The sequence below is a fragment of the Kribbella yunnanensis genome, assembly GCF_039529655.1.
GTDB lineage: Bacteria > Actinomycetota > Actinomycetes > Propionibacteriales > Kribbellaceae > Kribbella > Kribbella yunnanensis.
The window spans coordinates 38,932-61,841 of record NZ_BAAANF010000019.1 but is presented as its reverse complement, the minus strand read 5'-3'; the positions used below and the strand labels follow the sequence as shown (position 1 = coordinate 61,841).

The 22,910-nt window shown below is 67.5% G+C and carries 24 protein-coding genes; 13 read left to right on the top strand and 11 right to left on the bottom strand.

Annotated features, from left to right (window positions below; all coding sequences use genetic code 11):
• Window positions 1-138: 138 nt before the first annotated feature.
• The 4 genes from ABD231_RS29250 to ABD231_RS29235 are packed head-to-tail and all read right to left on the bottom strand — an operon-like array spanning window position 139 to window position 3,030.
• A complete protein-coding gene (locus ABD231_RS29250; protein WP_344158891.1) occupies window positions 139-690 on the bottom strand; it encodes a DUF998 domain-containing protein in 552 nt (183 codons plus the stop codon).
• Window positions 691-732: 42 nt separating this feature from the next.
• Window positions 733-1,803: an epoxide hydrolase family protein gene (locus ABD231_RS29245; protein ID WP_344158889.1), complete on the bottom strand. Its 1,071-nt coding sequence runs from the start codon at window positions 1,801-1,803 to the stop codon at window positions 733-735.
• Window positions 1,800-2,390 carry an ArsR/SmtB family transcription factor gene (locus ABD231_RS29240; protein ID WP_344158887.1) on the bottom strand — a complete coding sequence of 197 codons (591 nt, stop codon included), beginning with the start codon at window positions 2,388-2,390 and terminating at the stop codon, window positions 1,800-1,802. The genes ABD231_RS29245 and ABD231_RS29240 overlap by 4 nt, the downstream gene beginning before the upstream one ends.
• 40 nt (window positions 2,391-2,430) lie before the next feature.
• Window positions 2,431-3,030: a DUF2867 domain-containing protein gene (locus ABD231_RS29235; protein ID WP_344158885.1), complete on the bottom strand. Its 600-nt coding sequence runs from the start codon at window positions 3,028-3,030 to the stop codon at window positions 2,431-2,433.
• 57 nt (window positions 3,031-3,087) lie between these two features.
• On the opposite strand from ABD231_RS29235, the gene ABD231_RS29230 reads away from it, so the two are divergent.
• The gene (locus ABD231_RS29230) at window positions 3,088-3,690 is read left to right on the top strand and encodes a TetR/AcrR family transcriptional regulator (protein ID WP_344158883.1); all 603 of its coding nucleotides are present in this window, start codon (window positions 3,088-3,090) and stop codon (window positions 3,688-3,690) included.
• On the opposite strand, the gene ABD231_RS29225 is transcribed toward ABD231_RS29230, so the two are convergent.
• On the bottom strand, window positions 3,656-4,219 hold the full coding sequence (locus ABD231_RS29225; RefSeq protein WP_344158881.1) for a TetR/AcrR family transcriptional regulator: 564 nt from the start codon (window positions 4,217-4,219) through the stop codon (window positions 3,656-3,658). The genes ABD231_RS29230 and ABD231_RS29225 overlap by 35 nt on opposite strands.
• Before the next feature lie 121 nt (window positions 4,220-4,340).
• Between ABD231_RS29225 and ABD231_RS29220 the strand changes: the two genes are divergently transcribed.
• The 7 genes from ABD231_RS29220 to ABD231_RS29190 all read left to right on the top strand — a co-directional run bounded on the left by ABD231_RS29220 (window position 4,341) and on the right by ABD231_RS29190 (window position 11,507).
• Window positions 4,341-5,252: an alpha/beta hydrolase family protein gene (locus ABD231_RS29220; RefSeq protein WP_344158879.1), complete on the top strand. Its 912-nt coding sequence runs from the start codon at window positions 4,341-4,343 to the stop codon at window positions 5,250-5,252.
• Window positions 5,253-5,315: 63 nt separating this feature from the next.
• Window positions 5,316-5,921, top strand: a complete 606-nt coding sequence (locus ABD231_RS29215) for a hypothetical protein (protein ID WP_344158877.1) — start codon at window positions 5,316-5,318, stop codon at window positions 5,919-5,921.
• The gene (locus ABD231_RS29210) at window positions 5,918-7,072 is read left to right on the top strand and encodes a peptidoglycan-binding protein (RefSeq protein WP_344158875.1); all 1,155 of its coding nucleotides are present in this window, start codon (window positions 5,918-5,920) and stop codon (window positions 7,070-7,072) included. The genes ABD231_RS29215 and ABD231_RS29210 overlap by 4 nt, the downstream gene beginning before the upstream one ends.
• A complete protein-coding gene (locus ABD231_RS29205; protein ID WP_344158873.1) occupies window positions 7,069-7,734 on the top strand; it encodes an ABC transporter ATP-binding protein in 666 nt (221 codons plus the stop codon). Before ABD231_RS29210 ends, ABD231_RS29205 begins: the two co-directional genes overlap by 4 nt.
• The gene (locus ABD231_RS29200; protein ID WP_344158871.1) at window positions 7,731-9,002 is read left to right on the top strand and encodes an ABC transporter permease; all 1,272 of its coding nucleotides are present in this window, start codon (window positions 7,731-7,733) and stop codon (window positions 9,000-9,002) included. Before ABD231_RS29205 ends, ABD231_RS29200 begins: the two co-directional genes overlap by 4 nt.
• Window positions 9,003-9,022: 20 nt before the next feature.
• Complete coding sequence (locus ABD231_RS29195; RefSeq protein ID WP_344158869.1) at window positions 9,023-9,712, top strand: response regulator; 690 nt, start codon at window positions 9,023-9,025, stop codon at window positions 9,710-9,712.
• Window position 9,713: 1 nt separating this feature from the next.
• On the top strand, window positions 9,714-11,507 hold the full coding sequence (locus ABD231_RS29190; protein WP_344158867.1) for a sensor histidine kinase: 1,794 nt from the start codon (window positions 9,714-9,716) through the stop codon (window positions 11,505-11,507).
• Window positions 11,508-11,566: 59 nt separating this feature from the next.
• Here the strand turns inward: ABD231_RS29190 and ABD231_RS29185 are convergent, their stop codons facing one another.
• The gene (locus ABD231_RS29185) at window positions 11,567-12,523 is read right to left on the bottom strand and encodes a GlxA family transcriptional regulator (protein WP_344158865.1); all 957 of its coding nucleotides are present in this window, start codon (window positions 12,521-12,523) and stop codon (window positions 11,567-11,569) included.
• 70 nt (window positions 12,524-12,593) lie between these two features.
• Between ABD231_RS29185 and ABD231_RS29180 the strand changes: the two genes are divergently transcribed.
• On the top strand, window positions 12,594-13,613 hold the full coding sequence (locus tag ABD231_RS29180; protein WP_344158863.1) for a saccharopine dehydrogenase NADP-binding domain-containing protein: 1,020 nt from the start codon (window positions 12,594-12,596) through the stop codon (window positions 13,611-13,613).
• On the opposite strand, the gene ABD231_RS29175 is transcribed toward ABD231_RS29180, so the two are convergent.
• Together ABD231_RS29175 and ABD231_RS29170 are read right to left on the bottom strand one after the other, a co-directional pair.
• Complete coding sequence (locus ABD231_RS29175) at window positions 13,582-15,489, bottom strand: protein-arginine deiminase family protein (protein ID WP_344158861.1); 1,908 nt, start codon at window positions 15,487-15,489, stop codon at window positions 13,582-13,584. The genes ABD231_RS29180 and ABD231_RS29175 overlap by 32 nt on opposite strands.
• A 121-nt stretch (window positions 15,490-15,610) precedes the next feature.
• A complete protein-coding gene (locus ABD231_RS29170; RefSeq protein WP_344158859.1) occupies window positions 15,611-17,275 on the bottom strand; it encodes an alpha/beta fold hydrolase in 1,665 nt (554 codons plus the stop codon).
• A gap of 119 nt (window positions 17,276-17,394) precedes the next feature.
• Here ABD231_RS29170 and ABD231_RS29165 point away from each other — a divergent pair, with 119 nt between their 5' ends.
• The 3 genes from ABD231_RS29165 to ABD231_RS29155 are packed head-to-tail and all read left to right on the top strand — an operon-like array spanning window position 17,395 to window position 19,225.
• A complete protein-coding gene (locus ABD231_RS29165) occupies window positions 17,395-17,730 on the top strand; it encodes a PadR family transcriptional regulator (protein ID WP_344158857.1) in 336 nt (111 codons plus the stop codon).
• A gap of 56 nt (window positions 17,731-17,786) precedes the next feature.
• Window positions 17,787-18,461 (top strand): hypothetical protein, encoded by a 675-nt coding sequence (locus tag ABD231_RS29160; RefSeq protein ID WP_344158855.1) that lies wholly within the window; start codon window positions 17,787-17,789, stop codon window positions 18,459-18,461.
• Between the two features lie 26 nt (window positions 18,462-18,487).
• Window positions 18,488-19,225, top strand: a complete 738-nt coding sequence (locus tag ABD231_RS29155) for a DUF4184 family protein (RefSeq protein ID WP_344158853.1) — start codon at window positions 18,488-18,490, stop codon at window positions 19,223-19,225.
• On the opposite strand, the gene ABD231_RS29150 is transcribed toward ABD231_RS29155, so the two are convergent.
• Window positions 19,188-19,898 carry a GNAT family N-acetyltransferase gene (locus ABD231_RS29150; protein ID WP_344158849.1) on the bottom strand — a complete coding sequence of 237 codons (711 nt, stop codon included), beginning with the start codon at window positions 19,896-19,898 and terminating at the stop codon, window positions 19,188-19,190. The two genes, ABD231_RS29155 and ABD231_RS29150, sit on opposite strands and share 38 nt — an antisense overlap.
• A gap of 147 nt (window positions 19,899-20,045) precedes the next feature.
• Between ABD231_RS29150 and ABD231_RS29145 the strand changes: the two genes are divergently transcribed.
• On the top strand, window positions 20,046-21,161 hold the full coding sequence (locus ABD231_RS29145) for a serine hydrolase domain-containing protein (protein WP_344158847.1): 1,116 nt from the start codon (window positions 20,046-20,048) through the stop codon (window positions 21,159-21,161).
• A gap of 9 nt (window positions 21,162-21,170) precedes the next feature.
• Here ABD231_RS29145 and ABD231_RS29140 read toward each other — a convergent pair whose 3' ends face one another.
• Together ABD231_RS29140 and ABD231_RS29135 are read right to left on the bottom strand one after the other, a co-directional pair.
• Window positions 21,171-21,827, bottom strand: a complete 657-nt coding sequence (locus ABD231_RS29140) for a GntR family transcriptional regulator (protein ID WP_344158845.1) — start codon at window positions 21,825-21,827, stop codon at window positions 21,171-21,173.
• An 11-nt stretch (window positions 21,828-21,838) separates the two neighbouring features.
• A complete protein-coding gene (locus tag ABD231_RS29135; RefSeq protein WP_344158843.1) occupies window positions 21,839-22,846 on the bottom strand; it encodes a 1-aminocyclopropane-1-carboxylate deaminase in 1,008 nt (335 codons plus the stop codon).
• Window positions 22,847-22,910: the final 64 nt, after the last annotated feature.

Below are 22,910 nucleotides of genomic sequence, written 5' to 3'. Positions count from 1 at the left end.
CACACCCCCTCTGTAAGCCGGCCGCAGCGGCGAGGACCCGGCGCCTCGATCCCGGCCGCATGGCAGCGGGCCCCGGTCGCCAACCCCGCGCGGCAGACCACCGCGGCCCGGCCACGACTCCCGCCGTACAGGAGGTGGTTAGCGGGTGAGGGTTGCGATGGGGACTACTAGGTAGAAGAGGTTGATTGCGACGATGAAGATTCGTTCGGAGAGGCCGAAGAAGCGGCGGCGTAACGGGCGGACTAGGAGGGCGACGACTAAGGCGGCTAGGGAGACGAGGGCTATCCAGCGCAGGGCGGTCAGGACTACGAGGTTGTACTGGGCGGTGAAGGTGCTGGTGAGGGTGAAGCTGATGGCGAACCAGGCGATCGCGGCGATGTAGTGGACCCGGCCGACGACCGTCCGCCGCGCGCCTTCTAGGTCGGTGGGGAGGAAGGGGAGTACGGCGAAGATGGCGGCTAGGAGCAGTAGCCAGATGGTGCCGTGGTCTACGGCGGCGGCGAGGGTTGCCCAGGCTGCTGCCCAGACCCAGGTGGCGGTCGTGGCTAGGCGGCGGGTGGGGCCTACGGCGTAGTCGCTGACGGCGTGTTCGATGGGGTTGTAGTCGCTGCGGACCAGGTGGAGTGCGACGAACAGGCCGAGGCGGATCAGGAACAGGGTGGCGGCAACGGCGGCGAGAGCGGTACTCATGGAGTGCATGGTGCCGCCACCGGCTGACATTTCGATGACACGCTAGGCGAGGTCGTGCATGAAGGCGGTGAGTTCGGTGGCGACGAGTTTGGGTTCTTCGAAGGGCATAAAGTGGCCGCCGGCGGCTGGGGCCAGATAGCGGCGGATGTCCGTGGCTGCGCGTTCGGCGATCGATCGCGGGAAGAGCGGCATGTTCCATTCCTGGCTTTGCGTGACCGCGACCGGTACGGCGATGGTCGGGCGGGCCACGTTGTGCGAACCGTCGTAGTACGCGCGGAACGACGTACCGATGGAGGCGGTCACCCAGTAGAGCGTCATGATCGTGCAGAGGTCGTCGCGGGTGAAGCGGGACTCCAGGTCGCCGTGGCAGTCGCTCCAGGCTCGTAGTTTGTCGATGATGAAGGCGGCCAGCCCAGACGGTGAATCCAGCAGCGCGGCGGCGACCGTGTCGGGCCGGGTGCCGACGATGGCGCCGTAGCCGCCGTCTTCTTCGCCGCGCTCGTCGTCCGAGTCGAGCCACACTTGCTCGGCCTCGGTGATGGGCTCGGCGAAGTCCGCGGGGAACGGGCCGTGAATGACATGGATCCCCGCGACCTGGTCGGGGTACATCGTTGCGAGCCACCCGCACACCGAGCCGCCGATGTCACCACCGAAGGCGAAATACCGTTCGTACCCGAGGGTTTCCGTCATCAGCCGGTGGTACCGCTCGGCGATCGCGGCCTTCGTGGTCGGCCCGTCGGTCGGCGTCGACCACAGGAACCCAGGCAGGGAAGGGATCACCACGTCGACCTCGAGCAGATCGGCCACCGGCAACAACTCGGCGAACGTACTCGGCCAACCATGCGTGAGCAGGACCGGCGGCCGCGTCGGATCGCGCCGCATGTGGACGAAGTGGGTGCCATCCACGATGTACTGCGGGTATTCGTTCAACCGCGCCTCGGCGGCCCGCCAGTCGAACTCGTCGGCCCAGTAGGAAACGAGCGACCGCAGGTAGTCCGGATCGACACCGGCATCCCAGTCCTTCGCAGTCGGTACGGCGAATCGCGTCCGCCGGAGTCGTGACCGGAGATCGTCGAGTTCGGACTCGGGTACGGCGATCGTGAAGGGGCTCATGGGGTTACTCCCTGTCCGCGCACCAGCGGGAACGCGTTGAGCTGCAACTGCACGGGTCGCGCATTTGCAGACGATTGGGCTTGGAGGCGACGAGCGATGACACCGTCGATTTCGGCGACGAGTTCACGCAGTTCGTCGGCGGTGAGTCGCAGGTTGACGGTGTCGAACGACGCAACGTCGAGCCACTCCGGCCCGAACACTTCCTCGCCGCGCGACCGGAACTCGCGGACCGAGTCATCGCGGCGGCTCATCCACTCCTGGTCGATCAGCTCGGTGGCGAGCCGCTCGGCACTGCCCTCCGCCTGCCGATGGGCGTCCGGCAGGGTGATCGAGCCCGGCGGCCGTTTCCACCAGCGCTCTCGCGCCGTACCGCGCCCGACGTCCTCAGCGACCAGCCCGTGCTTCTCCAGTTGGCGAAGGTGGTAGCTAGTGGCACCGCTCGACTCACCGAGCCGCTCCCCCAACCCACTCGCCGTCAGCGGTCCGTACATCGACAGCTCATCGAGAATCCGCACCCGGAGCGGATGCGCGAGCGCCCGCAACGCCGCCGTACCCAAAGCCGGCGCCCTCGTGAATTCCTCCTGCATGATGCAAAAGTAGCTTTGCAAAGCTTTCTTTGCAACAGGCTTACTGAGTGAGCAACTGCTCCCGGTCGAGCCAGGCCTGCTCCCAGCGGCGAGTGAGCGCGGGGTAGATGACGAGATAGCGGAACGGCGCGATCGCAGCCATGTAGCGCCGCCCGAACGAGCCGTTGGGCTTCACCAGCACGGCCATCCGCAGCTCGTAATCACCCTGCACCCCCTGGACCCAGCCGAGATGCATGAGGGCGTGCACGGTCTTGTTCGCGATCTCGAGCGCGGCCTCCCGCTCCAGCGCATACACCGGCTTGAGCGGCAGGCGATCGTCGTCGAGCTCCGTCGAAGTGGCGGGGAGATCGCTCGGCAACCGGTCGCGCAGCGAGGCGATCCGGCTGTTGAGTCCCGCAGCCGGCTTATCCCAGCCGAACAGCTCACCGAGCTTCCAGCGGAAGGCGAACAAGAACTTCGCCACGCCGGGCTGATTGTCGATTCCCCCGGCCGCCCGCATCGCGGCGAGCATGACGGGGAAGTCGTCCGGCCCCGCGCCCGGCGTACGGAAGGACCACACATCCTCGACCGTGAAGTCGCTCGCGAGCTCGTGGATCCGCCAGTTCAGCTCGGTGTGAGCGCTCGTTTCGAGTCGCGCCATGACTCCGCCTTCCATTTATACGTCGCCGTACAATTGATCTGTACGGTAACGTACAACTTGGCCGTCATCAATGGAGGAGGACCGATTCCCGCCGTCGCCCGGACCCCGCGATCCCGCTGGATCGAAGCCGGTCTGACCGCACTGGCCCGGGGCGGACCTGACGCCGTCCGCGTCGAGGTACTGGCCGCGGACCTCGGTGTCACCAAGGGCGGTTTCTACGGGTACTTCGACGGCCGGGCCGCGCTGCTCGACGAGATGCTCGACGAGTGGGAGCGCCGCTGCACTCGCGAGGTCCTGCTGCACGTCGAGGCCGAAGGCGGCGATGCGGCCACCCGGATTCGGCGCGCGGGTCAACTGACCTTCTCCGAAGACGTCCACCAGATCGATCTCGCCGTCCGCGCTTGGGCGCGCCACGACGAGGCAGTGGCGGAGCGACTCCGCCGGATCGACACCGAGCGGATGGACTTCCTGCGCACGATGTTCGGCTCGTTCATCAGTGACCCGGACGAGGTCGAGGCTCGCAGCATCCTCGCGTTCACACTGGCCATCGGCCGGCACTTCATCGCGTTCGACCACCCCGGCCGGACGCGCGCCGAGACGGTCAAGCTAGCCGGGGAGTATCTCCTCAGTGCGCCTGGAGACCATCCAGCAGCAACGTGATCAGGCGCCGCGGGTCGTAGGCGGTGTCACCTTCGCGGCCGATGCAGAGATTTCCGATGCCGCGCATCAGCTCGTAGGCCTGAATATCGGAGTCGATCTCGCCGGCCTCGGTAGCGGCCGCGAGTAGCTCGGTGCAGATCGGCAGCAGGCGCTCGAGGAAGTAGACATGCAGGGCTTCGAAGCCACTGCTGTCCGACTGCATTGCGTGCGCGAGGCCGTGCTTCGTGACCAGGAAGTCCACGAAGAGATCGACCCATTGCCGCAGCGCTTCCAACGGCGAGTCCAACTCGGCCAGCAGGCGCGGGCCAGCCTCTGCACACTCCTCGACCTGGTGCCGGTAGACCGCGACCACCAGATCCGCACGGGTCGGGAAGTTCCTGTAGATCGTCCCGGTACCGATGCCGGCCTGGGCCGCGATCTCCCGGATCGGCGCATCGACGCCGGAGACCAGGAACACCTCAGCCGCCGCGGTCAGCAGCTTCTGCTCATTCCGCAGCGCATCGGACCGCCTGCTCCGACCGGCCTCCATCACCCAACTCCCTTCGGCAAACACAACCGGAACGACGTCCCACTTGATAACCGGAACAACGTTCCGTATCGTAAGTGGAACAACGTCCCGGTTCTCACTCTAGTGCACCGAAGGAAGCGATATGAGCACCCCCGTCATCTCCTACAGCCCCGTGATCCTGTCTGTTCCCGGCCGGCCCGTCGACCTGCAGGTCCGCGTGTCCGCACCCGCGACCGGTACCGATCTGCCGGTCATCCTGCTGTCACACGGCCACGGTTTCGCGAACAACCTGTCCTCGCTGAACGGCTACGCCCCGCTGGCCAACGACTGGGCAGCGCGCGGCTTCGTCGTCATCCAGCCGACTCACCTCAGCTCGCGGACGCTGACCAAGGTGGTCGGTGATGCGCCCGGAGCGCCGTACTTCTGGCGCTCACGTGCCGAGGACATGTCTCAGATCCTCGACCAGTTCGATCTCGTCGAGAACGCCGTACCGCAGCTCGCCGGTCGGGTGAACCGCGATCAGGTCGCCGTCGCCGGTCACTCCCTCGGCGGCTTCACCACGACTCAGTTGCTCGGGGCCCGCATCACCGACCCCGACACCCGCGAGATCGCGGACCTGCGCGAGCCGCGGATCAAGCAGGGCATCGTCCTGGCCGCGCCCGGCCGTGGCGACGTACTGAACGGCCCGATGGCGGACGCCATCGACTTCGCGCGGACGATCGACTTCAGCACGATGACGACGCCGGCCCTCGTCGTCATCGGCGACAAGGACGACTCACAACACTTCACCGACCTGGGCCCCGACTGGCACGCCGACCCGTACCACCTCGCCCCGGCACTCAAGAGCCTCCTCACCGTCTTCGGCGCCGAACACCTGCTCGGCGGCATCCAGGGGTACGACGCCGCTGAGACCACCGACGAGGATCCGCAGCGCGTCGCCGCCATCGCCCGCCTCACCGCCGCCTACCTGCACACGCAGTTCAACCCCGGCAACACCGCGTGGCAAGAGGCCTCGGAGGAGCTGGCCGCACTCGCGGGCACCGAGTCCAAGTAGCGAGGACAGGATCGGCACCGGGAGCCGACAATTTCCTGACATTCGGTCGGCATCGTGGCGGGTATGACGACCAGAAGACTGTTGCAGTGGGCACCGATGGTGCTGGTGGTGGCATTGGCGGCCGGGTGTTCGGCGTCGAAGGCGGACACACAGGCGCACACCGCCAACGCGCCGGATGTCGCGACGCTCGTGACGCCGACACCCGGTAAGAGCAGTAGCACCAAGGCGACTCCGAAGGACCCGGACGCCGGCCGCGTCCGCGAGCGGATCGACATGACCGATGCGGATCGCCGACGGTTGCTCGAGCCGTATCTGCAATGCATGAAGGACAACGGGATCGACGTCATGGCGCAGCGGAAGGAGGCCGGCGTACTGGGGAGTGGGCCGACCACGAACCCGCAGAAGGCAAAGACAGCCGGCAAGGTGTGCGAGCCGAAGCTGCCGCTGCCCGCCTGGGAGGTCGACGCCAACAACCCGGATGCGCTGGACTTCGGCCGCAAGGTCGTGCAGTGCCTGAAGGACAAAGGCGTCAAGTACGTCGAGCTGTCCAAGGACACGTCGTCCGGCATCGTCGGCCCGGCGCTCGGCGGCAAGAACAACGACATGCAGTCCATCACCAAGGGCATGGACCTGATGCCGGAATGCCAGCGCGAAGTGGCCGGCAAGTGAGCTCTCGGCGACGCGTGGTACTGCGCCGTTTTCTCTTGGCTGTCGTGGCACTGGCCGTGGTTGGCGGCGGCGGTCTGGCCGGCTTCCGGTACGTCGATCGCCCGGAGAAGGCAGTCGCCGCGAACGGCCCCGATCCGGCGCAGACGGTGGAGATCACCCGGACCGACCTGTCGCAAGCCCGGGAGGTCACCGGGCAGCTCGGGTACGGCGGCAGTTCGACCATCAAGAGTCATGCCACCGGCACGATCACTTGGTTGCCCAAGGCAAACACCGTGGTGGACCGCGGGGACGCGTTGTTCCGGGTGGACAACAAACCGGTGACACTGTTCTTCGGATCCACGCCGCTCTTCCGGACGATCGGCACCGGTGCAGGGAGTCCGCCGCCCACCACGCCACCGACTTCGCCCAGTACACCGCCCAGCGCGCCGCCTTCTGAGCCACTCGAGGGACCCGACATCCGCGTGGTCAAGGAGAACCTCACGGCACTCGGTTTCCTGCCCACGACGACGACCGACAAGCTCACTCCCGCCACCACCAAGGCGATCAAGAAGTGGCAGAAGGCAACGGACCAGGAGCCGACCGGCGTGATCGACGCGACCACGGTCGTCGTGCTGCCCGGCGCCGTACGGGTCGACTCGATCAAGGCCGCACTCGGTGATCCGGCGGCGACCGAGCTGCTCGGCGTTACCGCGACCGACAAGGTCGTTTCGCTACCCTTCGACGCCGACGCGGCCGACGGGATCAAGGCCGGCGTCAAGGTGAAGCTCGCGCTGCCGAACGGCAAGGACACCACCGGGACGATCCGCAGTATCAGCACGGATGCGACCACCCCGCCCGATGACGGCAATCCGTCCGACACCGGCAAGAAGCCGCAGCTGATCGCGACGATCGCGCTCGACCAGCAGGCCGCGAGCAAGGGTGTCGACACCGGCCCGGTTCAGGTCACTGTGCCCGGTCCCAGTCGCAAGGGCGTCCTCGTCGTACCAGTGGCTGCGCTGCTCGCCCTGCGCGAGGGCGGGTACGCCGTCCAGGTGGTGAACGGTACGACGACCTCGCTGGTCGGCGTACAGACCGGGATGTTTGCCGACGGCAACGTCGAGATCACCGGGACGGGTCTGCAGGCGGGTCAGAAGGTCGTGACCACCTCATGACCGCGGTCGTCGAACTCACCCATGCGGTGAAGGAGTACGCCGGTGGAGTCCGCGCCCTGGACGATGTCTCGCTAGCCATCGCCGAGGGCGAACTCATCGCGATCGTCGGCCCATCCGGTTCCGGGAAGTCGACCTTGCTCAACCTGATGGGCACGCTCGACCGTCCCACCGAAGGGACAGTCGCGATCAGCGGTCACGACGTAGCCGGGCTCTCTGACCGCGAGTTGTCTGCCCTGCGCGGTCGCTCGATCGGCTTCGTCTTCCAGCAGTTCCACCTGTCCGACGGGCACACCGCGACCGAGAACGTCGCCACCGGACTCCTGTACGCCGGTACGCCGCGGCGCGCGCGGAAACCACTAGCACTCGATGCACTCGCCAAAGTCGGTCTGTCCCACCGAGCCGACCACCGCCCGCACCAGCTCTCCGGCGGTGAGCGCCAACGAGTCGCCATCGCACGAGCCCTGGTCAACAACCCGTCGATGGTGCTGGCCGACGAACCAACCGGAGCCCTCGACACCGCCAACGGCCTCGCCGTCCTCGACCTGCTGAACCAACTCCACGCAGCCGGTACGACGATCGCCGTCATCACCCACGACCGCGAGATCGCCGCCCAGCTCCCCCGCCAAGTCGAGATGCGCGACGGACAGCTGGTGACCGCATGACCGCAGACCTGCCGCAGGATTCCAGCCCACCCGCCCAGAATCTACGCAGACCCGAGCTCACCCGACCCGTCCGGCTGGCGCTCTCCGACCTGCTGTTGCTGGGCCTCACCCGGGTCCGCACCAGACCGCTGCGCGCCGCCCTGTCCGCACTAGGCATCTCCATCGGCATCGCCACCATGATCGTCGTGACCGGAATCCCAGCCTCCAGCCAGCAAGCGGTACTCGACGAACTGTCCACGCTCGGACCCGACCTGCTCCGCGCGGCCGCCGTACCGGATGCGACCGACAAGAGCGGCGCTCCAGCCGGACTTCCGGCCGAGGCGGTAGGCATGGCCGGCCGGATCGGACCGGTACAGGACGTCAGTGGCGTCGCGAACGTGCACGCGAGCGTACGGCGTTCCGACAAGATCGACGCGACCACCAACAGCAGCGGGATCACCGTGCTGGCCGGCACCCCCAACCTAATAAACCTACTCAGCGCCAAGATGTACTCCGGCAAGTTCCTGTCCCCCGCGACCGACAAGTTCCCCACGGTCGTGCTCGGCGCGAAAGCCGCTACCTGGCTGGGAATCACCAGCCTGCCCGCCGGGCAGCCGCTCCCCCGGATCCTGCTCAACGACACCTGGTTCACCGTGATCGGCGTACTCGCGGACTCACCACTGGCACCAGACGTCGCGCAATCCGTCCTGATCGGCTGGGACGCCGCCAAGACCAACCTCGGTTTCGACGGCCGACCATCAGTCGTCTACGTCCGGTCCACCGACACCGCGGTCGAGGACGTCCGCGCCGTACTCGGCCGCACGCTCAGCCCCGAACAGCCCGGTCTGGTTCAGATCAGCCGGCCATCCGAGGCGCTCGCGGCGAAACGCATCACCCAGAACGCCTTCTCCACACTGTTTCTCGGCCTGGCCGGAGTCGCGCTCCTGGTCGGCGGCATCGGGGTCGCGAACACGATGGTGATCTCCGTGCTCGAACGCCGCCGCGAGATCGGCCTGCGCCGCGCGCTCGGTGCGAACCGCCGGCAGATCCGCGGCCAGTTCCTGACCGAGTCCGTCGTACTGTGCGCGATCGGTGGTCTGATGGGCGCGGTCCTCGGTGTGATCGGCGTGATCGGGTACGCCGAATCGCAGAACTGGCCCGTGGTGATCCCGGCGTCCGCCCTGCTCACCGGCCTGGCCGCATCGATCTCGGTCGGCGTGCTGGCGGGGGTCTATCCGGCCGTCCGCGCATCGTTGCTCACGCCAACAGAAGCGCTGGCGTCGGATTGAGACGGCCTATAGTCGACGGCATGGGTGCGCAGGTCGTGCTGGCCGAGGATGACGAGAAGCAGGCCGAGCTGGTACGGCGCTATCTCGAGCGGGAGAACCACACGGTGATCGTCGTGACCGACGGCCGGTCCGCTCTGGAGGAGGTACGGCGGCGGCAGCCCGACCTCCTGGTTCTCGACGTGATGCTGCCCGGCGTGGACGGCCTCGACGTGTGCCGGATCCTGCGGCGTGAGTCCGATATTCCCGTGCTGATGCTGACCGCGCGGACCGAGGAGGACGACATGCTGCTCGGCCTCGACCTCGGTGCGGACGACTACATGACCAAGCCGTTCAGCCCGCGCGAACTGGCAGCGCGCGTGCGCACCCTGCTCCGCCGTACCAGGGTGCCGGCAGCCGCCGAGCCCAGCACGTTGCTGCGGGTGGGCGAGATCGCTGTCGACCTCGAGCGACACGAACTGTTTGCCGACGGCACCAAAATCACCTGTACGCCAGGTGAGTTTCGCCTGATCGCGACGATGGCCGCGCGGCCGCACCGGGTCTTCACCCGCGCCCAACTACTGGAGAACATGCACGGGATCGACCAGTACATCACCGCCCGCACGATCGACACGCACGTGCTGAACCTGCGGAAGAAGATCGAGCCGGACCCGCGCCGGCCGGTTCGCCTGCTGACGGTCTACGGGGTCGGCTACAAGCTGACCGACGGCTGACATGGCCGCTCGGCGAAGCATCCTGGTCCGGCTGCTGGCCGGCGCCGTACTGATCGCGCTCTGCTCGATCGCCGCGACGGCCTGGCTGGCGGCCCGCAGTACGACGGTCGCGATCCAGGAACAGCAAGGCCAGGCGCTCGCCGATGACGCGAAGATCTACAACACCCTGCTCGAGTACGCCGCGACGCACCGGACCTGGCAAGGTGTCGACGGGTTGCTCACCAAACTCGGCAAGGACACCGGCCGGCAGATCAGCCTGTCCCTCCGCGATCACACACCGATCGCCGGCAAGCCGGTCCCGGACACGAGGAAGCCGTCGGCATTCATCGATCCGCTCCGACTCGACCCCAACCTGGTCGCCGCGGAGGGCGGCGGTGACCTGATCGATCCGCGCGTGGCCGGTCCGTTCGCACTGACGCCGGCGCAGCGGACGGCGTACAACGCGGTGGCGAAGGAGGTCCTGGAGTGCGTTCAGGGACGCACCGGCCAGGGCAGGATCGAGGTGGGATCAACCGGCCGGCCCGAGATCCTGGATGCCCCGGAGGCAACGGTGGCTGGTTGCCAAGGCGACCGCCTCGCCCTCATCGAGCCGCCCCAACTGAAGGCCTACGATCAGTTGCAGAAGGACGTCACCCGCTGCCTGAACGCCCGGGGGCCCAAGGCAACGATCAAGCTCGACGCCTACCTGAACTGGTCGATCCCCAGCGGCCCGGCACAGGAAGCCCCGGCCGTTGCGCCAGTGCCGCCGACGACCGAGGCCGTCGAGAACTGCTTGACGAACGCACGCCGAGACTTACTCAAGCCGTACGTCGCTCCGCTGGCACTGCTGTTCGTGAGCAGTCAGGGCAGTAGCGCGTCGGCCGAGTTCGACCTGTCGGCGGCCAATCAGAAGCGGATCGCCGGTGTCGCCGCGGCGATTCTCGGGATCACCGTGCTGATCGCAGTACTCGGCGGGATCCGGCTGGTGCAACCGCTGCGGGCGTTGACCAAGGCATCGCGGCAGATGACGAGTGGCGACGAGGAGATCCGGGTCCGGGTTCGCGGTAAGGATGAGATCGGCCAGTTGTCGCTCGCGTTCAACGAACTCGCCGACAGCCGGGCCAAGACCGAATCGTTGCGCAGGGCAATGGTCAGCGATATCGCGCACGAGCTGCGCACCCCGCTGAGCAATATCCGCGGCTGGCTCGAAGCCGTCGAGGACGGGGTCGCCCAGCCCGACCAGGCCTTCATCGCCTCGCTGTCCGAGGAGGCCGCGCTGCTCCAGCACATCATCGACGACCTCCGCGACCTTGCCACCGCCGATGCCGGCAACCTCCGCATCCACCCCGAACGCGTCTACCTCGGGCTGCTGCTCGAACAAGTCGTCGCCACTTACCTCAGCCAAGCCGAGCACGCTGAAATCACGTTGTCCTCGGCAACCGATGGCGACATCGAGCTGGACGCCGATCCGGTCCGCCTCCGCCAAGCCATCGGCAACCTGGTCGCCAACGCGCTGCGCTTCACCCCCGCCGGCGGCGCGGTTCGGATCGACGCCCGCCGCGAAGGCACCGACGTACTGATCGACGTCACCGACACCGGCGCCGGCATCGCCGCCGAAGACCTGCCCAAGGTCTTCGACCGCTTCTGGCGCGCCGAGCAGTCCCGCAACCGCCACACCGGCGGCAGCGGCCTGGGCCTCCCCATCGTCCGCAGCCTCATCGAAGCCCACCACGGCACCACCTCAGCCACCAGCACCCCCGACCAAGGCTCCACCTTCACTCTCCGCCTCCCTACCAGCTCCAATTTCCCTGGCTAGGCAGGGAAATTGGGGGTCTGGCACTCATAACCACGGTGCAGAACCCCCAACGGCGGTGGCTAGCCAGGCAAATGGGTCGGGGGTGGGGTGCGGAAGGTTTGGCGGTAGGTCTGAGGGGAGACGCCGACGGTGCGTTTGAATTGGCGGCGGAGGGTGGTGGGGGTGCCCATGCCGGTGGCGGTGGCGATGGCGTCGATCGTGTCGTTGGTTGCTTCTAGCAACTCTTGGGCGCGGCGGACGCGGCGGGTCAGGAGCCATTGGAGTGGGGCCTCGCCGGTCGTAGCGCGGAAGAGGCGGCCGAGGTGGCGAGGGCTGGTGTTGGCTTCGCGGGCGAGGTCGGTGACGGTCAGCGGTTGGTCGAGCCGCTCTTCGGCCCAGTTGAGCAGGCGGGACAGGGCGTGCTCGTCCGCCGGCTGGATCGGCTTGGACACGAACTGGGCCTGCCCACCAGCGCGATGCGGCGGTACGACGAGGCGCCGGGCGACCGCGTTGGCCAGGGCGGCACCGCGATCCAGGTGCACCAAGTGCAGGCATAGGTCAACCGCGGCTGCCTTCCCGGCGGCGGTCAGCACGCGACCGTTGTCGGTGTAGAGCACGTCCGGATCAACCTCGGCGGCCGGGAACGCACGGCTCAGCTGCTCGGCGTGCGCCCAGTGCGTTGTCGCGCGCTGCCCATCCAGCAACCCGGCCGCGCCCAGGACGAACGCGCCCGTGCACAACGACGCCACCCGCGCACCCGCGTCGTACGCGGCCCGCACGGCCTCGACCAACTCCCCCGGCGGCGGTACGTCGACATCGACGCAGGCCGGCACGATCACCGTGTCCGCGGCGGCCAACGCGTCCAGCCCATGATCCGGTTCGACCAGGAACGGCCCGACCCGGATCGGCCCCGGCCCGCACAACCGGACGTCGTACCAGTCAGGTGTGTCGACCGGCGGATTGCCGAAGATCTCGTAGGCGACGCCGAGCTCGAAATGCAGGAGCTGCCCGGCCGCGGCGACCGCAACGGTATGCATGTCCGAAAGTGTACGCATAGTGTCGTTCCGGACGCTCCCGCCAGGGCTTCACACCGGACAGACTCAAGGCATGACGAAGACAATCGCCGTGTACGGCGCAACTGGGCACACTGGCCGTTTCGTGGTGGCGGAGCTGGTCCGGCAGGGATTCACGCCGATCGTGTCCGGCCGGAACGCCGAGACGCTGAAGGCCGAGTGGCCCGACTTCGAGGCCCGCCCGGCCACCGCAGATGACAGCCACGCACTGGACGCGGCCCTGATCGGCGTTGACGCGGTCATCAACACCGCGGGCCCGTTCGCGCTGACCGGCGGGGCGGTCTCGGCCGCCGCCGTCCGCGCCGGCATCCCGTACGTCGACGTGGCCGCCGAGATCGAAGCCAACGTGGACACCTTCGCGGCTCACCGGGACGCGACGACCCCGATCGTGCCGGCGATGGCGTTCTACGGCGGACTCGGCGATCTCCTCGTCAGCGCCGCCCTCGGCGACCGGACCAGCGCCGACGAGGTCATCGTCGCGTACGGGCTGAGCAGCTGGCACCCCACGCCGGGTACGCGGATCGCGGGCCAGATCTCGCACGACCGGCGGAACGGCCGCCGGGTGCGCTTCGCCGATGGCGAGCTGCAGTACCACGACGATCAGCCGAGCCAGGAGGACTGGCCCTTCCCGGAGCCACTGAGCACCCGCCGGGTGGTCAAGGAGTTCACCATGGCCGATGTCGTGACCATCCCGAGCCACGTCACCGTCCCGAAGCTGCGGACCGCGATGACACTCGAGGCGGCCGGCGACCTGGCTGGGGCAGACACCCCCGCCCCGAAGGCCGTCGACGAGCTCGGCCGGTCCGATCAGACCTTCGTGGTCGATGTCCTGATCCGTACCCCCGACGGTGACCTGCGCGCGACCGCCCACGGCCAGGACATCTACGCAATCACAGCCCCACTCGCAGTCGGCGCCGTACGGCGTCTGCTGGCGGGCGAGGGTCGTACGACGGGTGTGGCGTCGGCCGGGGCGATGTTCGACCCGGCCGACTTCCTCGCGGAGCTGGCGCCTTATCTGACGGTCACGATTGCTTCGTCCACCAACGGTTCGTGAGGCTGTCCCGCAGCGTGTTCGTGGCGCAGTGGATCTCGCCCTCGGAGACGTGGGTGCTGGTCAGGTCGTTGACGTAGGTGACCTGGTAGCCGATCTTGCGGAAGGCCTTGGTGATCGCCTCGGCGAACAAGTCCTTCCCGCCGAGGACCGGGCCGAACGGCTTCGGTGCGACGTACTGGCCGGCGTTCAGCACCAGGCCGTTGACCGTCCCGGGCACCTCGGCGACGCCGTCCCGCATCGCGTTCAGCTCGGCCCGCTTCGCTTCCTTGGCCGGCCCTTCCGGCATCGAGCGAACCGTGGTCTCAAGCATGCCCCAGTCCAACGAGCGCGCGGTGTAGAGGGAAGGCACCCGCACCAGATCGGCCTCGGTCAGCCCGGCCTTCGACCGCAGTACGTCGAGGTTGGTCGCGATCCGGTCAGCCGCCCGCTCGTTCGTCTCGACGAACTGCTTGTCGGCGAGGAACTCGTTCGTCGTCCGCTGGTCGATGCGCCCGTCGTACGGCCATTCCAGCGGCGGCAGGTTGCCGTGCAGCTTGTCGCCACCGCGGCCGGCCTTCTGCACCTGGTCGAGCAGCTTCAACCCGGCCGCCGGATCCGCGACCACCGCCTTCCAGCCGAGCCGGCTGCCCGGCACCGGGACGAACTGGATGAACTCGTCGACATGCCCGATCGTCAGCCACGAGGTGTCGAGTGAGATCGGATCCTGCAGCCCCTGGGACTTGAGCAGCGTAAGCATCTCGGGCGCCGGACCGGTCTTCCCAGGCGCGAGCCCGTCACCGCCGATCACCACACGGCCGTTCGGGTACGACGAAGTGGCGGGAATCGTCTCGAGATTTCCCATCGAGTCGTAGCTGTTGTTCTCGGTCGAAGTCGGGACGTGCTCGACGTGGATGCCGCCGACATCCGGACCGGCGAGCTCGGTGAACATCACTCGGGAGGCGACCCGGCGGTCGTCGTTCACCGAACCGATCAGCAGCTTCATCCCCTGCGGGCGACCGTCCGCGCCGGGCATCGAGGTGTAGGCCGGTTCGAAGATGTCCTGGGCCCACTGGTCACCACTCAGATCAAGCTGGCGCAGCCCAGCAGGCTTCTTGATCACCGCGGCAGTGTCCGCACGCCATTGCTTGCCCTCGGCATCGTCATCGGACGGCTTCCCGGTGATGACCTGCTCGAGCCGCTGCGTGTTCAGCTGGGTCAGCACGGGCGCCTCGTGCATCGTCACCGTGCTCGACGCACCACCGGTCACGCTCAACGTGACGTCGATCGAACCGTCCCACTGGGCAGTGTCGCGGATGATGTCGCGACCCTCGATCCCCAGCTCAGCACCCCGCCGCAACTCGTCAGCCGTCAGCCGCGTCTCCGGGGTCACCAGTTCCCACGCCCCACGCTTGATGAACAGATGCACCCGATCTGGCTGCGAAACCCGCAACGAACCAACCGCCGAGTTCGGCACGGTTGGCTGAGGGATCGTGTGGATCCGCGCCAGATCGAGTGCGTCCTTACTGCCGTTCACCACGGTGTCGGCAGCGTCATTACAGGCCGCCAACTCGCGGTCGGCCAGGTTCTGCTTCTTGCGATGAGAGCGGACGAGCTCCTGGTACAGACGCTCGGCCTCCTCCTTGTCGGGCAACTTCTCCAGCTCTTCACGACGTTTGTAGAACGCGTCGTCGTTGGCCGCTTCCCGGTCGACCGCGTCGGCAGCGATCTTCCGCGCCGCGTCATGACAGCGGCCGCCGTCGTCATCGAGGTTGGCCAGGAACAGGCCGCGCGGCGTATCCACGCGCAGCCCGGCGTACGTCGTACCGGCGGTTGCCAGCGGGGCTCCGAGCGCTAGCGCCCCGGATGTGGTCAGGAACAGGAGTGTGCGAGCAAGCATGCGGTCATGCTCTCGGCCGCTTGTCAGGGAATTGTCAGCTCGACGTCCACACTTCGTCCGGTTCTGAGCGCGGCACCTGGCCCGTCGACCTTCCTTGCCGGTTGACGGGCCAGGCTTTAGCTCAGTGCTGCCAGGCAGATTTGCCCTGGGCAACTGCTTCGGCGGCCCGGTCGGCGAGTGAGCCGGGTGACCGCTTCGCAGCTGCCGACGTACCGTCAGCCGGTACGTCGGGCCGTGGCGCGCCGTCGCACGTGGTGCGCGAGCCCGACAGGATGCCGTTGATCAGGTAGTCGTCGATCTTCTGGGTGGCGCACGCGTTACCGCCGTACTGACCGTGCGTGCCCTCGTCCTTCACTGAGATCAGCTGGTTGTTCAGTGCGGACGCCATCGCGGGTGAGCCGTCGTACTGGGTGGCCGGGTCGTACTCGGCGCCGATCACCAGACCGACCGGGTAGCCCTTCCGCTTCAGGTCGACCAACTTCTCCTGCGGGGTCCACTTGGCGTAGGTGCAGTTGGTCGGACCCGCCTGCATCGCGCCCGGACCATACGGGTACCTCTCGCGGAAGATTCGCATCTGCTCCGCGTACCCCTTCGGGTCCTTCGACCAGACTGCCTCGCAGCTCACCGCCGGGAAGACGCCGTTGTAGGTCTCCTTGATCTCGCCGTAGACGATCTTCAGCGCCTTGCCCGCGTCTTCGCTCAGTTTGCGCTTGCCCTCTGGGGCGTTCGCCGCATCACGGATCAAACCGATCAACTCCGCCGCCAGATCCCACATCGGCCGATAGCCCGACCCGCCGAGAATGATGTCGAAGAAGACGCCGTCGACCGGCGTACCGGCGCCCGGGATCGGCCAGGGTACCGGCCGCACCGCGAGCCTCGCCCGGACCAGGTTCAGGGTCGCCGTCACCTCGGCGAGCGTCTTGCCGAAGTGGTAGCGGCTGTCGCGCTCGGCCAACCAGGTCGCGAGCGCCTCGTAGTTCTCCTTGGCCGCGACCGAGACCTGCTTGGCCTGCTCGTAGTACAGCCAGTCCGGGTGCATCGAGGAGTCGAGCACCGAGCGGTTCAGCTTGCTCGGGAAGAGCGAGCCGTAAACCGCGCCGAGGTAGGTGCCGTAGGAGTAGCCAAGGAAGTTGATCTTCTTCTCGCCGAGAACGCCGCGGATGACGTCCATGTCGCGGGCGGTGTTGGCCGTGCTGATGTACTTGCGGATGCCGCCGCCGGCCGCCTCGCAGCCCTTCTCCATCGCCTCCGCGTCGGCCGCGATCTGCGCGATCTGCGCGTCGGTCGGCCGGGTCTCGAAGATCGGCAGGATCGGCGGAACCTCACACTCCAACGCCGTCGACCGGCCGGTACCGCGCGGGTCGAAGCCGATCAGGTCGAACGGGCCCGCGATCTTCTGCTCCTGCATCCAGTTCGGCATCGTCAGACCGGGACCGCCCGGGCCGCCGGGGTTCAGCAACAGCACGCCTTGCCGTTTGGCCGGGTCGGCGGCCTTCCGGCGGCTGATCGCGATCGACAGGTTGCCGTCGGCGGGCTTCTGGTAGTTCAGCGGTACGACGATGGTCGCGCAATCGAGCCCGGCGAACTCCTTCTCCCACTCGTCCTGCGGGATGCCGGGCGGCGCCGTACCGGCCACGCAGGCCGCCCACTCCACCTTCTGGTTGTAGTACCCCGCGAGCGCCTGATCCGCTGCCCCACTCGCCGGTACCACCGTCAAGGATCCGGTGGCGATCGCCAGACCGGCCGTCAGTCCCACGACTCGCGCCAACCGTGGTCGTCTCTTCATCTGCTGCCTCTCCGATCACTCAACGTCAGAAGGCTGTGACGCTAGTGACACGGCGATGAGGTGATGATCAGCAGAAGATAGGGATCTCGTGAAGATCCAGGAGCCAGTAGCCTGGCCGCATGACCGACCGCGGGATGCAGGAACTGGCGTTGCTGTTGCTGACAGCCCTCGCGAACGAGTCCCGGCACGGCTACGCGATCGCCCAAGAGGTCAAGGCGATCACCGACGGGCGGGTCGCGCCGCGGACCGGTGCCCTGTACGGCGCTCTGGACCGGCTGCTGGCCGACGGCCTGATCGTGGTCGAGCGGGAGGAGGTCGTGGGCGGGCGCGCTCGCCGGATCTTCGCGCTGAGTGTGAACGGTCGTGAGCGCCTCGAGACCGAGGCCGAGCGGCTGGCCGCAACGGCTCGGGAGATGCGCCGGCGACTGGCCGATGGGACTGCGCCCGCCACATGAGGCTGTACCCGGATCGCTATCACGCTGCCGCCGAGATCCTTGACGTCCATCGGGAAATGACCGCTGGCCTGTGGTGGGGCGCACGAGTCCGGGCGGATGCCGACTTGCTCGCGCACGCGCTGCGGGTGCGACTCAGGCTCGACTCCGCCTCCGCCGGTGGGCGATTCTTCGAGCTCGCGGCGCCCTTCGCGCTGGGCGTCACAGCGGCGTACGGCGGGATTCAGTTGATGAGCTGGTACGCCGGGGTCGTGATCTCGCCCGGTTCGACCTGGAGCCACCTCGTGACGACCGATCTTCGCCAGGGACTGAACGTGCTGTTCCTGGTGTTGATGTGCGTCGGCGGAATCGTTGCTCTGCTGGGGCGTTCGCGACTCGCCGCCGTTGTGGGTCTACTGGGTTTCGCCGCGGACTGGACGGTCTCGCCCGGTCTGTACGACTCCCCGTTGCAGGCGGTTGCCGCCGTACTGACTGCCGTGGTCATCGTTGCCTGCCCGCCGGATCGGCGTCGCCGATCGCCAGTTGCCGGGGCGATGGCTGCGGTGGCGTGGTTTCCCTCTGCGTTGGTGCTGACCAGGGGGTTTGTCATCAGCACGGACTACGGCGCTTGGCCGCTGCTGGCCCTCGTGCTCACCGGCGTCGTCTGTTACCTGCGTCCTTCAGGTCTGCGCACGTTGGCTGCGATGGCTGTGGCCTCTCCACTCTTCCTGGTGCATGCCTCGATTTCTCTATAGTCCGTTCAAGTGACTATGCTCCGTTCATGCCCTTCACCTTGGCCCACCCGGCCGCGGTGCTCCCGCTGCTGCGACACCCCTTCGTCCCGGCCGCGCTCATCGCCGGGTCGATGGCGCCGGATGCGCCGTACTTCCTGACCGCGGTCGGCATCAGGTCCACGCATGCCGGCGACTGGTACGGATCGTTCCTGAACGCGACCACGACCCACTCGCTCGGCGGCCTGCCGATCGATCTGTTCTACGCGCTCATCCTGGTCGCGATCTATTGGTTGCTCAGGGCACCCATCACCGCACTCGGTCTGACACTCCCTCCGTTGCAGCGCCCTCCTGTCTTGTGGCTCGTGGTTTCCGCGCTGATCGGCGCCGCCACACACCTCCTCTGGGACTTCCTGACCGATGCCGACTTCGTTCCCGCACCGCGTGCGCTCCAGTACGCGAGTACGGCGTTCGGTCTGATCGTCATCGGCTGGTACCTGTGGAAGCATCGCGGCGCCCTTCGTGCACCCGATGACACGACGCCTCGCCTCGGTTTTGCGACGCGTCGAGTAGTCATCGGCCTGCTGATCGCTGCCCCGCTGCTGGCCGCCGCCGTCCTGGCCCCCGCTGACTACAACGACTACCGGGCCGCGAGCGACACCTGGACGGGTGTCGCCGAAGGTGTGCTGACTGGCGCCGTCAAGCGTGCCGGGGCAGCGTTCACGATCGCCCTCCTTGGCTACGCCGTCGTCAGCTGGACCACCAGGTGGCTTCGGCGATCGTCGTGAAGCCGAGGGACCGGTAGAGGTGTTGCGCGGGTTCCGCGGCGGTCAGGGTGACCGGTAGCGGATCGAGCTGTCTGAGTACGCCGTACATGAGTTGGCGGGCCAGGCCCTGGCCGCGGAACTCGGGCAGGGTGGTGACGAAGTAGATGCCGGCCACGTCGTCCTGGGTGATGGTCGCACCGGCGGCGGCCCATCGGCCTTCGACCGCGATCAGGTAGGCATCGAAGCCCGGTGTGGTGAGCAGACCGGGCGCGATCGCGGCCGCCGTCCCGGACGGCTGGAAGTGTGGGATCGGGAAGCCTTCCACCACGATCCTGTCGACCTCGGCGAGTTGCTCCTCGGTCTGCACGTGGACCACCTCGACGGTGGGCTCCGGGACGGGTGCGGCGGCGCGGATCATCACCGGTAGCCGGGCCGGTATCAGTGGCGGCGAGACCACGCCGTACGGGTCCTCGATCGTCACTCGCGGCCAGCTCCGCGCCTTCAGCAGCTCGGTCAGCTCATCGAGGTCGGCTGTCGGCGGCTCGGGTGACGTGAGCACCACGCGGAGACCGTTGCGCACGGGATCGAGCGCGGCGACGAACCCCGGACGCTCGATCAGCTCGTAGCCACGAGCTCGCCCGAGTGCACGCCAGAACGCGGCACCGTTCTTGTTGGCCAGCAGAAGATCGTTCATGGCAACGAACCTACGAGATGGCTCCGACAATTCTGCGAGGTGGGGTTAACCCCACCTTGAAGACTCCGGCTGGCCGGATGGTCCAGCGGGCGTTGAGTTTCTAGCGTTTGGGGTGTTCACACATTCGCCCATCCCAAGGAGTCCCCGATGTTCACATCACGTCGTCGCCGGTTCGGTCTGCTGGCCGCGTCTGCCGTTGCTGTCACTGCACTCGTCGGAACCACCGCGGTCTCGGAGGCCGCCCCTCGGAGCGAGGTGCAGCACAGTCTCGACGCGCTGGTTAAGGGACCGAGTTTCCCTGGTGCGATCGAAACCGTGCGCGATCGCGCCGGCAAGGTTCGGACGTATACCGCGGGACCGGTGCCGCGGGCGAGCCGGGTGCGGATCGGCAGTAATACCAAGACATTCACGTCGGTCGTCGTCCTGCAACTGGTTGGCGAAGGCAAGGTCGGTCTCGATCTGCCGGTGGAGAAGTACCTGCCGGGACTCGTTCGGGGCGATGGCATCGACGGCCGCAACATCACCGTCCGCCAGCTCCTGCAGCACACCAGCGGCATCCCGGACTACGACGAGATCTTCGGTACCGACTACCTACCCTTCCAGCACACGTACTGGGAGCCGCGGCAGATGGTCGACGAAGGCCTGCGGAAGAAGGCGTTGTTCCCGCCCGGCACGAGCTGGGAGTACAGCAACACCAACTACATCCTCGCCGGGCTGATCATTCAGAAGGTCACCGGTCGTCCGGTCGGCGAGGAGATCACCCGCCGGGTGATCGAGCCCCTCGACCTGCGCGACACGTACTGGCCGGCCGTCGGCGACCAGCGGATCCTCGGCCCGCACCCGAAGGCGTACTACAAGACCACACCCGACGGTCAGGCGACTGATGTCACCGAGCTGGACCCATCGATGGGCTGGGCCGCGGGTGCGATGATCGCCACACCGGGCGACCTGAACCGCTTCTTCAGCGCGGTGATCAGCGGCAAGCTGCTGAAACCTGCCCAGCTGCGGGAGATGCTGCGGACCGTGCACGCCCCCGACATGGACGTCAACGGCGACGGTGAGTACGGGCTGGGGATCGCCAAACTCCCCTTGTCCTGCGGTGGATTCGCCTGGACACACGGCGGTGACATCCCCGGCTTCGAGACGCGGAACGCCGTCACTCCGGACGGGCGCGAGGCCGCCCTCGCGGTCACCGCGATGCCGACCACGCTGGACGATGCACGGAGGGTGTCCAAGACTCTGGACACCGCGCTCTGCAGTTGACGCCGGACGCTACAGCGAGGCGATCAGCGGTACGAGGGTCAGCCAGTTGGTTCGGGCGGCTTCGGCAGCAGCCTCCGCGTCACCGGCTTCACAGAGTTCGACGATGAGGTTGTGCTGGGCAACCGATTCGCGACCGCTGAGGGAGCCGAAGCGGAGGCGTTCGATCCGGCGCAGCGACGGGGTGTACTGATCGAGCACCGCAGCGACAGCCTGGTTGGCACTGACTCGGACCGGAACGGCGTGGAAGTCGTCGTCGCCCTGCAGGGCGGCGTCGACATCTGCGGCGTGCAACGCGGCAGCGAAGCGGTCGTTGGCGGCGCGCATCTCGGCAAGGTCGGTCGCGGTCAGGAGCGGGACGGCTTCCCGGACGGCCAGCTCGTGCATGGCAGCGGTGACCAGCTGGGCCTCGCGCAGCGCGCGGGCGTCGAGCGGGCTGACCATCGTGTAGCGGCCGGGCTTGGTCTGCACCAGGCCGGCCTGTTCGAGTCGGGCGAGCGCCTCGCGGACCGGCGTCCGGCTGACGCCGAGCCAGTCCGAGAGGTCGGCGTCGTTCAGGCGTTCGCCGGGCGCGAGCTCACCGGTGACGATCGCATCGCGGATCGCCCGGTAGGCGTCCTCGCGCAGCAGTGAGCGCGGGACGACCGCACGTTCCTTCGGCACCGGCATGCGACCACAACTTACCGGAAGAGACCGCTGTAGGCGTTCAGGGCAGGCTGACCACCGAGGTGCGCGTACAACACATTCGAGGCTTTGCCGATCTCCCCGTCCCGGACGAGATCGATCAGAGCGGCCATCGACTTCCCCTCGTACACCGGGTCGATGATCATCCCCTCGAGCTGCCCGGTGAGCCGGATCGCATCCAGAGTCGATTCGACCGGTACGCCGTACAGGTCGCCGGCCCAGCCTTCGAGCACGGTGATCTCGTCGTCGCGCAGGTCGCGGCCGAGGCCGATCAGCTCGGCGGTCGACCGGGCGATCTTCTCCACCTGAGCCTGAGTCTCGGCGAGTTTGGCCGACGCGTCGATCCCGAGCACCCGCCGCGGCCGATCCTGACCGGCGAACCCAGCGATCATTCCGGCGTGCGTGCTGCCGGTGACGCTGCAGACGATGATCGTGTCGAAGAAGACCCCGAGCTCGCGCTCCTGCTGCTCCACCTCGTAGGCCCAGTTCGCGAACCCGAGACCGCCGAGACGATGGTCCGAAGCACCGGCCGGGATCGCGTACGGCGTGCCGCCAGCTGCTCGTACTTCGTCGAGCGCCCGGTGCCAGCTGTCCTTGAACCCGATCCCGAACTCGGCATCAACCAGCTTCACCTGCGCACCCATGATCCGGCTCAGCAGGATGTTGCCGACCTTGTCGTTCACGGGGTCCGGCCAGTCCACCCAGCTCTCCTGCAGCAGCACGGCCTTCAGCCCGAGCTTCGCTGCGACCGCCGCGACCTGCCGGGTGTGGTTCGACTGCACGCCGCCGATGGTCACCAGGGTGTCGGCGCCCTGCGCCAACGCCTCGGGGATCAGGTACTCCAGCTTGCGCGTCTTGTTGCCGCCGTACGCGAGACCGCTGTTGCAGTCCTCACGCTTGGCCCAGACCCGCGCGCCACCCAGGTGGGCAGTCAGCCGATCCAGCGGGTGGATCGGGCTCGGGCCGAACAGCAGCGGGAACCGCTCGAAGGAATCCAGGGCCATCTCTCTCACTCCTTCGCGATGTGCAATATATCGCATATTGGAGCGCAGATGACCGCCTTTGTCC

Bases quoted from the DNA above. Each gene is read 5' to 3' on its own strand.
- ABD231_RS29215 (WP_344158877.1), top strand. From the start codon at position 5,316: ATGACGACCAGAAGACTGTTGCAGTGGGCACCGATGGTGCTGGTGGTG.
- ABD231_RS29175 (WP_344158861.1), bottom strand. From the start codon at position 15,489: ATGCTTGCTCGCACACTCCTGTTCCTGACCACATCCGGGGCGCTAGCG.
- ABD231_RS29140 (WP_344158845.1), bottom strand. From the start codon at position 21,827: ATGCCGGTGCCGAAGGAACGTGCGGTCGTCCCGCGCTCACTGCTGCGC.
- ABD231_RS29245 (WP_344158889.1), bottom strand. From the start codon at position 1,803: ATGAGCCCCTTCACGATCGCCGTACCCGAGTCCGAACTCGACGATCTC.
- ABD231_RS29180 (WP_344158863.1), top strand. From the start codon at position 12,594: ATGACGAAGACAATCGCCGTGTACGGCGCAACTGGGCACACTGGCCGT.
- ABD231_RS29135 (WP_344158843.1), bottom strand. From the start codon at position 22,846: ATGGCCCTGGATTCCTTCGAGCGGTTCCCGCTGCTGTTCGGCCCGAGC.
- ABD231_RS29155 (WP_344158853.1), top strand. From the start codon at position 18,488: ATGCCCTTCACCTTGGCCCACCCGGCCGCGGTGCTCCCGCTGCTGCGA.
- ABD231_RS29200 (WP_344158871.1), top strand. From the start codon at position 7,731: ATGACCGCAGACCTGCCGCAGGATTCCAGCCCACCCGCCCAGAATCTA.
- ABD231_RS29170 (WP_344158859.1), bottom strand. From the start codon at position 17,275: ATGAAGAGACGACCACGGTTGGCGCGAGTCGTGGGACTGACGGCCGGT.
- ABD231_RS29160 (WP_344158855.1), top strand. From the start codon at position 17,787: ATGACCGCTGGCCTGTGGTGGGGCGCACGAGTCCGGGCGGATGCCGAC.
- ABD231_RS29165 (WP_344158857.1), top strand. From the start codon at position 17,395: ATGACCGACCGCGGGATGCAGGAACTGGCGTTGCTGTTGCTGACAGCC.
- ABD231_RS29185 (WP_344158865.1), bottom strand. From the start codon at position 12,523: ATGCATACCGTTGCGGTCGCCGCGGCCGGGCAGCTCCTGCATTTCGAG.
- ABD231_RS29150 (WP_344158849.1), bottom strand. From the start codon at position 19,898: ATGAACGATCTTCTGCTGGCCAACAAGAACGGTGCCGCGTTCTGGCGT.
- ABD231_RS29225 (WP_344158881.1), bottom strand. From the start codon at position 4,219: ATGGAGGCCGGTCGGAGCAGGCGGTCCGATGCGCTGCGGAATGAGCAG.
- ABD231_RS29220 (WP_344158879.1), top strand. From the start codon at position 4,341: ATGAGCACCCCCGTCATCTCCTACAGCCCCGTGATCCTGTCTGTTCCC.
- ABD231_RS29190 (WP_344158867.1), top strand. From the start codon at position 9,714: ATGGCCGCTCGGCGAAGCATCCTGGTCCGGCTGCTGGCCGGCGCCGTA.
- ABD231_RS29250 (WP_344158891.1), bottom strand. From the start codon at position 690: ATGAGTACCGCTCTCGCCGCCGTTGCCGCCACCCTGTTCCTGATCCGC.
- ABD231_RS29240 (WP_344158887.1), bottom strand. From the start codon at position 2,390: ATGCAGGAGGAATTCACGAGGGCGCCGGCTTTGGGTACGGCGGCGTTG.
- ABD231_RS29195 (WP_344158869.1), top strand. From the start codon at position 9,023: ATGGGTGCGCAGGTCGTGCTGGCCGAGGATGACGAGAAGCAGGCCGAG.
- ABD231_RS29145 (WP_344158847.1), top strand. From the start codon at position 20,046: ATGTTCACATCACGTCGTCGCCGGTTCGGTCTGCTGGCCGCGTCTGCC.
- ABD231_RS29235 (WP_344158885.1), bottom strand. From the start codon at position 3,030: ATGGCGCGACTCGAAACGAGCGCTCACACCGAGCTGAACTGGCGGATC.
- ABD231_RS29205 (WP_344158873.1), top strand. From the start codon at position 7,069: ATGACCGCGGTCGTCGAACTCACCCATGCGGTGAAGGAGTACGCCGGT.